Source organism: Streptomyces sp. 549 (assembly GCF_030124175.1).
Taxonomy (GTDB): Bacteria; Actinomycetota; Actinomycetes; order Streptomycetales; family Streptomycetaceae; genus Streptomyces.
The window spans coordinates 382,742-393,718 of the sequence record NZ_JASKMT010000003.1 but is presented as its reverse complement, the minus strand read 5'-3'; the positions used below and the strand labels follow the sequence as shown (position 1 = coordinate 393,718).

Annotated in this window: 12 protein-coding genes and 1 pseudogene; 9 read left to right on the top strand and 4 right to left on the bottom strand. The window is 70.5% G+C overall.

Annotation, left to right across the window (positions count from 1 at the left end):
* Positions 1–1,095: M28 family metallopeptidase (locus QNO07_RS06010; RefSeq protein WP_283990497.1), on the bottom strand; the 1,095-nt coding region annotated here is incomplete at its 3' end.
* Positions 1,096–1,279: 184 nt separating this feature from the next.
* On the opposite strand from QNO07_RS06010, the gene QNO07_RS06005 reads away from it, so the two are divergent.
* The 4 genes from QNO07_RS06005 to QNO07_RS05990 all read left to right on the top strand — a co-directional run bounded on the left by QNO07_RS06005 (position 1,280) and on the right by QNO07_RS05990 (position 5,090).
* On the top strand, positions 1,280–2,086 hold the full coding sequence (locus QNO07_RS06005) for an AAC(3) family N-acetyltransferase (protein WP_283990494.1): 807 nt from the start codon (positions 1,280–1,282) through the stop codon (positions 2,084–2,086).
* Between the two features lie 858 nt (positions 2,087–2,944).
* Positions 2,945–3,517 carry a DUF6199 family natural product biosynthesis protein gene (locus QNO07_RS06000; RefSeq protein WP_283990492.1) on the top strand — a complete coding sequence of 191 codons (573 nt, stop codon included), beginning with the start codon at positions 2,945–2,947 and terminating at the stop codon, positions 3,515–3,517.
* 188 nt (positions 3,518–3,705) lie between these two features.
* The gene (gene cpt / locus QNO07_RS05995) at positions 3,706–4,239 is read left to right on the top strand and encodes a chloramphenicol phosphotransferase CPT (protein ID WP_283990491.1); all 534 of its coding nucleotides are present in this window, start codon (positions 3,706–3,708) and stop codon (positions 4,237–4,239) included.
* A 155-nt stretch (positions 4,240–4,394) separates the two neighbouring features.
* Positions 4,395–5,090: an ester cyclase gene (locus QNO07_RS05990; RefSeq protein WP_283990490.1), complete on the top strand. Its 696-nt coding sequence runs from the start codon at positions 4,395–4,397 to the stop codon at positions 5,088–5,090.
* A 64-nt stretch (positions 5,091–5,154) separates the two neighbouring features.
* Here QNO07_RS05990 and QNO07_RS05985 read toward each other — a convergent pair whose 3' ends face one another.
* The gene (locus QNO07_RS05985) at positions 5,155–5,901 is read right to left on the bottom strand and encodes a VOC family protein (RefSeq protein ID WP_283990489.1); all 747 of its coding nucleotides are present in this window, start codon (positions 5,899–5,901) and stop codon (positions 5,155–5,157) included.
* A gap of 163 nt (positions 5,902–6,064) precedes the next feature.
* On the opposite strand from QNO07_RS05985, the gene kilB reads away from it, so the two are divergent.
* From kilB to QNO07_RS05960, 5 genes are all read left to right on the top strand, one after another.
* A complete protein-coding gene (gene kilB / locus QNO07_RS05980; RefSeq protein ID WP_283990488.1) occupies positions 6,065–6,529 on the top strand; it encodes a plasmid transfer protein KilB in 465 nt (154 codons plus the stop codon).
* A 243-nt stretch (positions 6,530–6,772) separates the two neighbouring features.
* Entirely contained in the window at positions 6,773–7,420 is a 648-nt protein-coding gene (locus QNO07_RS05975) for a dihydrofolate reductase family protein (RefSeq protein WP_283990487.1), read from the top strand.
* 148 nt (positions 7,421–7,568) lie between these two features.
* Positions 7,569–8,144 carry a dihydrofolate reductase family protein gene (locus QNO07_RS05970; RefSeq protein ID WP_283990486.1) on the top strand — a complete coding sequence of 192 codons (576 nt, stop codon included), beginning with the start codon at positions 7,569–7,571 and terminating at the stop codon, positions 8,142–8,144.
* Positions 8,145–8,238: 94 nt separating this feature from the next.
* Positions 8,239–8,679, top strand: coding sequence for a helix-turn-helix domain-containing protein (locus tag QNO07_RS05965; protein ID WP_283990485.1), 441 nt, complete (start codon positions 8,239–8,241; stop codon positions 8,677–8,679).
* Complete coding sequence (locus QNO07_RS05960) at positions 8,676–9,056, top strand: DUF4180 domain-containing protein (protein ID WP_283990484.1); 381 nt, start codon at positions 8,676–8,678, stop codon at positions 9,054–9,056. Before QNO07_RS05965 ends, QNO07_RS05960 begins: the two co-directional genes overlap by 4 nt.
* A gap of 42 nt (positions 9,057–9,098) precedes the next feature.
* Here QNO07_RS05960 and rarD read toward each other — a convergent pair whose 3' ends face one another.
* Both rarD and QNO07_RS05950 read right to left on the bottom strand, forming a co-directional pair.
* Entirely contained in the window at positions 9,099–10,115 is a 1,017-nt protein-coding gene (gene rarD, locus QNO07_RS05955; protein WP_283990483.1) for an EamA family transporter RarD, read from the bottom strand.
* Between the two features lie 200 nt (positions 10,116–10,315).
* Positions 10,316–10,924: pseudogene (locus tag QNO07_RS05950) on the bottom strand (MmyB family transcriptional regulator); the annotation flags it as partial.
* Positions 10,925–10,977 lie beyond the last annotated feature (53 nt).

Sequence of the window (10,977 nt, the reverse complement as noted above, 5' to 3'; positions counted from 1 at the left end):
CACGGCCGGGCCGTTGTCCGGGATCGCCAGGTCGTCGGTGTTCTCGTACTCACCACCGCCGGGCGGCGGCGTCGTCTCCTGGCCGAGTGTCCAGACGGCGTGCGCCAGGGCGTCGCTGTTGCGGTCCAGCGCGGTGTCGTTGATGTTCGACGTGGTGTCGCAGGACGAGTGGTAGCACCGGTCGAACGCCTGGCCGGCCGTGCCGCCCCACTTCTGCGCCTGCGCGGCGGTCTTCGTCCGGCCGGCCCCGGTGAACAGGCCGCCGACGCGGATGCCGGCGTTCTTGAACGAGGCGTGGTCGGACCGGCCGTCGCCCTCGGTCTCGATCTCCGTCGGGACGCCTCGTGCCGCGTACCAGTCCTTGAACACCGCTTCCAGCTGCGGGTCGTCGTCGTAGACGAAGTAGCCGGGGTTGGGTGAGCCGATCATGTCCAGGTTGAGGTAGCCGTCGATCTTGGCGCGTTCGGCGGACGGCAGGTTGTTGACGTAGTGCCGCGAGCCCAGCAGGCCCAGCTCCTCCGCGCCCCACCAGGCGAAACGCAGCTGCTTTGCGGGCTTCAGGTCGGCGCGGGCGACGGCCAGTGCCGTCTCCAGGATCGCCGCGGAGCCCGAGCCGTTGTCGTTGATGCCCGCGCCGCTGGTCACCGAGTCCAGGTGCCCGCCGACCATCAGGACGCGGTTCGGGTCGCCGCCCGGCCATTCGGCGACGAGGTTGTAGCCGGTGGCGCCGCTCGCCGTGAACTGCTGCACGGTGGTGCGGAATCCGGCGGCGTCCAGCTTGCCCTTCACGTAGTTGACCGACGCCAGGTAGCCGGGCCGGCCGTGCGCCCGGTTGCCGCTGTTGGCGGACGCGATGGACTGGAACTGCGTGAGGTGCGCCTTGACGTTGGCCAGCGGGATGTCGGGGGCGGCCAGAGCCGCTGCCGTGTCCTGCGCGGCGGTGGCAGACGCGGTCGAGGTGCCGTACGGGGTCGCGGCGGCGGTGGGCGCGGTTGCCAGCAGGCCACCGGCGAGTACGGCGACGAGGCCCGTGGCGAGGGCGGCGCGACGGCGTGCCGGTCTCCGTAAGGCGGGGTGCGGGGGGTGAGCGACCATGAGGGCTCCCAGTCAGGTGGTTGACGTGAGCATGATGCTCGGGCGAGGTGCGTGCACTGTCAAGACGCTCTGCGTATAACGGTGTTGAATGACCGCTCAGCGGACACGGGGACGCACCCCTGCGGTGGGGACGCGTCGGAATCCGGTGGTCCCTCAGGCGGTTCGCCGGGCATACTGCCCGGTCATGGCAACCAGCGCGCCCACCGGGCCCCTGTGCACCCGCGAGACCCTCACCCGCGACCTGCGGGACCTCGGGCTCCGCCAGGGAGGGGCCGTTCTCGTGCACACCTCGCTCAGCTCGCTCGGCTGGGTGTGCGGCGGCGCGCCGACCGTCGTGCGGGCGCTGCTCGACGTACTCGGTCGCACCGGCACGCTTGTCGTCCCCACCCACTCCGCGGACAACTCGGATCCGGCTGCCTGGGCCAACCCGCCGGTGCCCGAGGCGTGGTGGCCCCGGATCCGGGCCGCCATGCCGCCTTACGACCCGCGCACCACCCCCACCTTCGGCATGGGCGCCGTCCCCGAGGCGGTGCGGAACTGGCCGGGCGCGGTGCGGAGCGCGCACCCGCAGTCCTCCTTCGCGGCGATCGGCCCCCGCGCCGCCGCGATCACCGACGGGCACGCGCTGGACTGCGCACTGGGCGAGCGCAGCCCGCTCGCCCGGCTGGAGCAGGCCGGTGCGCAGGTCCTCCTGCTCGGCGCCGGGTTCGCTTCCTGCACGGCGCTCCACCTGGCCGAGTACCGCGTCCCCGCGCCTCGGTTCGACAACGCCTTCGCCGTACTGACGCCCGACGGCCGTCGCTGGCACACCGTGCGGGACGTCTCCGTCAACGAGGAGCGCTTCGACGAACTGGGCGCCGACTTCGAGCGCGAGCGACCCGTGGCGCGGGGAACGGTGGGTGCCGCCCCCGCCCGGCTCTTCGCGCTTCCCGACGCCGTCGCCCACGCCGAACGCTGGCTGGCCGACAACCGGCCGTACGGGGGCGGGTGAGAGCCGGTGCACGACGCGGCCACGGAGCCGCCGGGGGAGACCGCCGGGGGAGGGGCGCGGCAGGCTGCCGCCGACGGCCAGGTCAGGTCGGCTCTGCCAGGTCCCGTCAGTCCGACGGCGATCAGCCCGGCGAAGGCGGCCCGGGTGCGTACGGGCAAGGGGTCCGGCTGGGTCGCCCACAGCACGGCGATCAGTACAGCGCCGCACCCTTCCTGCCATACCCACGGACATGTGGCCCATCCGCGAGCGCAGTGAGAGCCCGGCGGCCAGCGCGCGCTCCAAGCCCCGGGGCACGCTCCGACGTGCCTTGCGGCTCCCGTCGTTCATGCGTGGTGGCCCCCGTCAGGGGACGGCGAGTCGTCTGGCGAAGGTGCGCTGACGGTCCAGCCCTGTCCTGTGGCCAGGGCGCAACCATCCCGGCGGTGGCGGAGTCTCCAAGGGCAACACAGGTCGTGGAAAGAAGGACGCCGTGGAAGAGATCCTGCTGAGGACCGTGAGGTGGGTTGCCAGCGGAGCGGGGCTCGCCCTCGACTACCTCTACGCGAGAGCCGGCTTCGAGCACCTCCGACGCCGAGCCCGAAAGAGGACCGGCTAGTGCTCTGAGCGCATGGGACCGCCGGGTTGGTGGTCGTGGTGGTTGGATGTGCGGTGGCATCCGATTCGATCACCGGATGCGCGGTTGCTGAGCCCGCCGTCGATGGTCCCGCCGCCACCTTCGGAGTCCTGGTGCACGAACGTGCCGTCGATGAAGTAGGTGACGGTTGCAAGAACGTCACGCGCTCCTGGTCAGGGAGAAACCGCAACCGGACGGGGACGACCCGCGTCCATCAGAGGGAAAGGCGAGACAGAGGGGACGCAGTGGCTCCAGGCACGGGTTTCATGCTCGTCGTGGTAGTGCTCGCACTCGTCATGGCGATCCTTCCGGGCCGGACCACTTGGCAGGTCCTGCACGCTTGGCAGTTCCGAAACCCGGAAGCCAACGAACCCTCCAACGCCGCCCACGCCGTACGACGCCTGAGCCTTCTGTTCGGCGCGGTGCTCCTTGGCACCCTCTGGTTCCAGCTACAGGACGGGGACCTGGGGTTCGGGTCAGCGGGGAGCAAACTCCGCGACACGGTGGACGCCGCGGTGAGCGACCTCGACCAGGACAGCCACACCCGTTTCACCCGTCTCACCGAGCCGGCGGGCAGCGGCTCCTACGAAGGTCGCGTATCGCAGGCCGTGCGTCAGGCGGCACCCAGATCGCTTTCGGTGGAGATCGAGAGCACCGGAGACGAGAGCTACACGATCACGGCGGAGGGGACCAGCGACGCGTACTGCCTGCGCGTCCGCGAGACCGAGTTGGAACCGGTCACCGACTACGGCGAGGCCGTCGCCGAGCGCGTCGCGCGCGTCACCCTCTCAGCCAGTGCGACGGACCAGGCCTGCTAGTAGCCAAGCCGACTCCTCGGCGGGCCGGTCGTGCTGCCTGCACGCCGGCCAGAGCTGCGGCCGCGTGGGTTCGCTGACGCGGCCTTCGACCGTGTGACGCGGGCGTGACGCCGCTTGTGGCCGGTCCTGGCGGACTACGGTGGCCGACCACCACCTGAGCTGTGCCCCCGGCGCCGTACCGTGGCGTCATGACGACTCAGATGATCATTCTCAACGGTGGCTCCAGCTCGGGGAAGTCCGAGATCGTGCGGTGTCTGCAAGCCGAACTGCCGGACCTGTGGATGGCGTTCGGATGTGACTCGTTCGTGGACGCGCTACCCGCGAGGATGCAGGACTCGGACGCGGGGATCACGCTGGCGGCGGACGGCGAGGTGAGCGTCGGGGCGGACTTCCGGGAGCTGGAGGCGGCCTGGACGGACGGCATCGCGGCGATGGCAAGGGCAGGCGCCAGGATCGTCATCGACGAGGTCTTCCTCGGTGGAGCGGCGTCCCAGCAGCGGTGGCGGAACGCTCTGGGCGGAGTGGCCGTGCTGTGGGTCGGCGTCAGGTGTGACGGTGCGGTGGCCGCAGCCCGTGAGGTGGCACGCGGAGACCGCGTCCGGGGAATGGCCGAGGCGCAGGCGGAAGCGGTTCACCGAGGCGTGGTCTACGACCTGGAGGTGGACACCACGCACACCGAGTCCCTGGTGTGTGCGCGGGCGATCATCGAGCGCGCCGGCTGACAGCGGGATCGGCAACGCAGCGAGTCACCGCGATCACGCACCGCTGACCTGCGCTTCCTCCCTCGGATCAGCGCTTCACTCCCACGAGACAGGCCGGTAGGACAGGCGTAACTTGGAATGATCAGGACGCTCCGGACTAATAGGAGATGAGCGTCATGTCATTCGTTCAAGTGATCGATTGTCGGACGAACCACGTCGACGAGCTGAACAGGGTGATGGACTCCTGGGCGGAGGCCACCAAGGGCAAGCGGACGGCGACGCACGCCATGATGGGGCAGGACCGCTCGGACGCCTCGCACATCGTGGAGATCGTCGAGTTCCCCTCCTACGAGGAGGCGATGAAGAACTCCCAGCTGCCGGAGACGGACCGGATCTTCCGGGAGATGGTGGCGCTCTGCGAGACAGAGCCCTCCTTCACCGACCTGGACGTCATCCGGGACGAGCAGCTCAACAAGGAGACGGTGCGCCGCTTCTTCGACGAGGTCGTCAACGGCGGCAACTCCGACGTCATGGACGAGTTGTGCACGTCCGACTACCGCGAACACGACCCGTCGCTGTCCTCGTACGACATGGGAATGGAGGACGCCAAGCGGGAGACCCGGGAGATCATGGAGGCGTTCCAGCCGCGGACCGTCGTCGAGAGCATGGTCGCAGAGGGCGACACGGTGGCGGTGCGGTTCAGCTTCGCCGGTCGGCAGGTCGGCGCCTACAAGGGCATCGAGGCCACCAACAAGGAGGTCACGGGCACCGGTCACGGAACCTTCCGCTGCGTAGGCGGCAAGTTCGCCGAGAGCTGGTGGAACACCGACGACATGGGCATCATGCAGCAGCTGGGCGTGATCGAGGGATAGCACACCGGCAGGTCCACGGCACGGGCTGAAGGTCCGTGCCCGGTCTACCGGCACGGCCTGCCGGTCACGTCTCCGCACTGCGGATCTGGAAGGTGAGACCCTCCGGGCTGCTCAACCGGGCAGCCCGGCGACCGGAGCCCTCGTCGTCGGTGATGGAGCCCTGGCCCAGGCCGTGCTGGCCCTGGTGGTGCGCGCCCTGGTGGTCCACACGGCTGACCAAGCGGTCGAGATCAGCGACCTCGACCGCTAGCTCCCACTGCGGGGCGGATACGTCGCGCCCGGGTGCGGGGACGAAGTCGGCACAGGCCATGGGAGTGCCGGTCAGCTCCCGGTAGAAGTCCCGGGCTCGGTCGGGCTGGTCGCAGGCCAGCACCATGCGGTGCGGAGCACCCGCTGTGCCGGGCGGGTACGTCCATCCGGCGAAGTGGCGGGCCTGCCACAGGGAGAAGGCGGCACCCACCGGGTCGACCAATGTCGCGATGCGGCCCTGATCACCCGCGTCAAAGGGAGGAAGGACCAGGCGAGCGCCCTTCGCCGTCGCCGCTTGGGTACGGCGGTCGACGTCGTCGACCGCGAGGTAGTAGGCGACGTGCGCGGGTGTTCCGGGTGGGTAGACCGGATTCGCCAGGTCACTGACACTGCCGATCAGATGGCCGCCGGCGGAGATCTTGACGGCCTTGCGCCAGTCGTCCTCGTCCACCGCGAAGCGCCAGCCCAGCGTCTTCGCGAAGAAGGCGGCGGTGCCGGCCGTGTCGCGGGTCTTGAGGTCCATCCAGCAGAACTCGTTCAGTGAGCCCGGACGGGTCGTCATGTGTCGCTCCTTGTCGTCTCGACGCCCTGACTACCGCCGGCCCCGGCCGGTCCGCAAGCGGATTTCCGCAAACGCAGGCGGCTGCCGGGAGCCGCGAGTGACGACTGGACCCGCGCTGCCCGCCGGGGGTCTGCCGGTCCGGTGGTCTGGTTGCATGAGGCGCATGAATGCCATAGCCACGAGTGTCATCGCGGTCCTCGGTACGCTGCTGGGCTCCACGGTGACGCATGTCTTCCAGCAGCGGTCCGTCCGGCGCATGGAGGAGACCGCTCGCAGGGAGCGGCTGCGCCAGGAGCGGTTGGACGTCTACGGCACCTACGCTGGACTGCTCGTCGACTTCCGCCAGGCCATGCTGCACCACTGGTTCTGCGTGCACGAGGGCCGTGACGCGGAGGATGAAGTCGTTCTGCGTGGGCGCTCGTTCGAGCAGCGCGCCAGTGCGCAGCAGAAGCTGTTCCAGCTCCAGCTGATCACCGACGCGCCCGAACTGGTCACCGCCGCGGTCGCCGCCTTCAGGGCGATCGGCGACATCAACCGTGCGCAGGACCGCGCTGACGTCGTCACCCGACGGGACGCGACCCGGGAGTTGATCGACGTGTTCGTGGCGACGGCCCGCGGGCACGTCTAGGCCCGTATTCCGCGGGTCGCTGATGCGACTGGAGAGCGGGGCCGGGCAGCGTCCGCACAGGCCTGTCAACGGGGTGCTGGTGGCCGACCGGGAGCTGACCCGCCAGCCCGCGGCCGCCCGCGGCGAAGGCAAGGGCCGGAAGACCCGCCGCCCTCGCCGGACACGATGCGGCGATGAGTTTTCCAGGCCCGGCCGGTCTACCGTTCGTCGAGTGACCAGAAAGCGCGAAGCAGGAGGAGCGGCATGAGCCAGTTGCTGCGGGTCCAGAACTTCACCGTCTCGAGCGACGGGTTCGGCGCCGGCGAGGGCCAGAGCCTGGAGAAGCCGTTCGGCCATGCCGATCCGGGGAACCTGCTCGCCTGGGCCTTCGCCACCGACCACCCACCCATCTACCGCTCCGAACCTGGTGGCAGCCGAGGTCTGGACGACTACTTCACGCGGGACTACGCCCGCAACATCGGCGCCGAGATCATGGGCCGCAACAAGTTCGGGCCGCAGCGCGGGCCCTGGCAGGACCACGAGTGGCAGGGGTGGTGGGGTGACGAGCCCCCGTTCCACACGCCGGTGTTCGTCATGACGCACCACAGGCGCCCGTCGTTCACGCTCTCCGACACCACGTTCCACTTCGTCGACGGCGACCCGGCCGCGGTGCTCGCCCAGGCGAAGGAGGCGGCTCAGGGCCGGGACGTCCGGCTCGGCGGTGGGGCCACGATCATCCGGCAGTTCCTCGACGCCGACCTCGTCGACACCTTGCATGTGGCGGTCGCGCCGACGAAGCTCGGCTCCGGGGCCCGGCTGTGGGAGTCCCCCGATGAGCTGCTCGACCGGTTCCACCAGGACGCCGTGCCCAGCCCGAGCGGCGTGACGCACCACCTGTTCTGGCGGAAGTGAGGCCGGACTCCTGAGAGCGCCGACCCTCGTGACGGTCTTCCTGCCTGGGGCGGTGGCATCCGAGAGCGTTCCGCCAGCCGTGACGAGTCCTGCGGCGGCCGGCGGCAGACGGTCGTAGTGTCGAACCCGTACCCGAGGAGGGCTTCTGATGCGCAGCGTGACCTACTCGATGAACGTCTCACTTGACGGCTACATCGTCGCGCCGGACGGCGGTTTCGACTGGACGGTGCCCGACGACGAGGTCTTCCGCTTCTGGATCGACGAGATCCGAGAGGTCGGCGTCCACCTGCTGGGACGGCGGCTGTACGAGACGATGCTGTACTGGGAGACCGCCGACCAGGACCCATCGCTCGACAGCGCCACGCTCGAATGGGCCGCGCTCTGGAAGCCGCTCCCCAAGGTGGTGTTCTCCACCACCCTGTCGGAGGTGCAGGGCAACGCCCGCCTGGTCTCCGGCGGCCTGGCGGAGGAGATCGAGCGGTTGCGAGCCCAGCCCGGGGAGGGCGACATCGCGATCGGCGGCGCGACTCTCGCCGCCGAGGCGGCAGCCTCGGACCTGATCGACGAGTACCGGGCCGTGGTCTACCCGGTGCTGGTCGGCGGCGGCACCCCGTTCTTTCCCCGGCGTGAGCGTCGGGTCGATCTCGACCTCGTCGAGACCCGTACGTTCAGCTCGAAGGCTGTCTACCTCCGCCACCGGGTGACGCACCGACCCCTGCCTTAGACGAGTGTCGCTGCTTCTACAAACTTCCTTGTTCTTCCCTCTCTGCTACCTTGTAGGGAATTCTGTGGAGTGTGAGGGAAGGATCGGATAGCTTGTGGGGGACAGGCAGCTCTACACCGTCGACCAGGTGGCCGAGCTTCTCGGCCTGCATCCGAAGACGGTGCGCGGCTACATCCGCGACGGGCGGCTGAAGGCGACCCGACTCGGCTCGCGGTACCGCATCGCCTCCGAGGAGGTGGAGGCGTTCACCGGTCGTTCGGCGTCCCCGCCCGCCGGTGACGACGTCCGCCGCAGCCCTCGGACGCAGGTGTCCGCGACGGTGCACCTGGACGCGGTCTCCCCGGACGCGGTGCACCGCATCGACGTCCTGCTCGGCGCGGCGGTGGCGCACCACGAGGGCGGTGAGGGCGCGCTCCAGGTCCACACCGCCTACGACGAGGTACGGGCCTCGGCGCGCATCGTCCTGCTGGGCGGGCCGAGCCGGGTCGCGGGTGCGCTGCAGGTCCTTGCCATGGTGACGGAGGAGGGGTCATGACGTACGACGGACGCGGCGACCGGATCGAGCACATGGGCGAGGTGGCCGTGCTGGTGTGCGCGGACGAGGGGCCCTCGATCCGGGGCGTGCAGGAGGCCCTTGACGTCGTCGGCACGGCGTTCGGCGGTGGCGCGGTCTGGGCGGCTGTCCCGGCCGGCCGCCTTCATGAGGACTTCTTCCAGCTGCGCACCGGAGTGGCCGGAGAGGTGACGCAGAAGTTCGTGCAGTACGGCGTCGGCCTGGCGGTGGTGGGGGACATCAGCGCGCACACGGCGGCGAGCGCCGCCCTGCGCGACCTGGTCCGCGAGGGCAACCGCGGCGGCGGCCTGTGGTGTGTCGCCGACCTGGACGAGCTGCGGGCCCGACTCGCCGGCTGACCGGGGGCGTTGCTGTGGCGGCGACGCCCCCGGCGTGCGGCGTCAGCGGCGGCCGGGCTCGGCGGGGGTGCTGGTGCAGGCGGCGACGGCCGGTTCCCTGACTTCCGCCGCTTCCCTGGCCGCCGCCGCGTTCTCCGGCACCACCTGGGCGGCGGTGGCGCGCAGCCGGGCGCGGCCCCGGTGGGCGTTGCGCAGCGCGTCGAAGGTCAGCAGGGCCAGGGCGAGCCACACCAGCAGGAAGCCGGCCCAGCGCTCGGGCGGCATCTCCTCGTGGAAGACGGCGACGCCGAGCACGAACATGGTCGAGGGGGCGATGTACTGCATCAGCCCGATCGTCGAGAGCGGCACCCGCACGGTGGCGGCGCCGAAGAAGATCAGCGGCAGGGCGGTGGCCAGTCCGGCTCCGGCCAGCAGCAGGGCGTGGGTCGGTCCCTCGGTGGTGAAGGTGGACTCGCCGCGGGCGCTGAGGAACACCAGGAAGCCGAGCGCGGGCAGGAACTGGAGGGCGGAGTCGGCGCTGAACCCCTCCAGGCCGTCGAGTCCTGTCTGCTTCTTGACCAGCCCGTAGGCGGCGAAGCTCACGCTCAGGACGAGCGCCACCCACGGCATCTGCCCGTAGGCGATCGACATGACGACCACGGCCAGCGCGCCCACGCCGACGGCCGTCCACTGCGCCGGGCGGAGCCGCTCGCGCAGCACCACGACGCCGATGGCGATGGTGATCAGGGGGTTGATGAAGTAGCCGAGCGACGCCTCCAGGACCCGGCCGACGCTGACCGCCCAGATGAACAGCCACCAGTTGACGGATATCAGTGCGGCGGACAGGGCGACCAGGACGAGCTTGCGGGGCTGGTGCAGCAGGGTGCGTATCCAGGACCAGCGGCGTACCACGACCAGCATCAGCACGGCCGTGGGCAGCGACCAGACCATGCGGTGGGACAGGACCTCGCTGGCCGCCGTCGTCGACAGCAGGTGCCAGTACAGGGGGAGCAGTCCCCACATGCCGAAAGCTGCGAACCCGAACAGCAGCCCGGTGCGGGCCTCACTCCTCGACGACATGGTTCCTCCCCTGTACGCCCCCGGTGAACCCCTCGAAGGTAGCGCCACGGGGGTCCGCTTGTCATGTTCGTAAACACGGAACACTCCTGTCGCATTCCGTGACCGTGGCATGGCGCCGCGCTGTCCGGAAAGCGACATGCGTGTTCGTTATGCGGACGCTTTGCGGGTGGCGAGCCGGGCATGTGTGAGGGACGGGCGGGTCAGCCCGCGCTCGGGTCCCAGCCGCCATGCGGACGGCGGGACGCGCCCTCGCCGCCCGTCACGTCCTGCGTGCCGATCACGGGCAGCAGCCCCAGTCGGGCGGCACCCTCCGTACCGGGCTCGGCGCTGAACCACAGCAGCCGCTGCCGGCCGTCCTCACTGAGCAGGCAGTGGCGTTCCAGCTCGATCACGCCCAGCGTGGGGTGGACGATGCGCGTGCGGTCGGTGCGGTGCAGGGAGACGTCGGGCATGTCCCACAGGGCGGCGAACTCCGTACTGCGGCCGTGCAGCTCCGCCACCATCGCGGCCACCCCGGTGTCCCGGCCGCGTCGGGCCCCGGCTGCCCGGAGGTCGGCGACGAGGACCCGCGAGTGGTGGGCGTGGTCCTCGGGCGGGTAGAGCGTGCGGGCCGAGGGGTCGGTGAACCAGCGGTAGACGAAGCTGGCCTCCCGACCCCGGCGCGGCGTCTCGCGGCCGAGCAGCGCGGCGGCCGGCTCGTTCTGCGCCAGCGTCTCGTGCAGGTCCGTGACGACCTGGGCGGGCTGGGCGGGCGTGGTGCTGAGCCGGTCCAGCAGGCCGAGCAGCCCCGGCTGCACGTGGGCGGTGGGGTTCACCCCTCCATCGTGCCGTCCGGGACCCGTCCCAGCCAGGGGACGGCAGC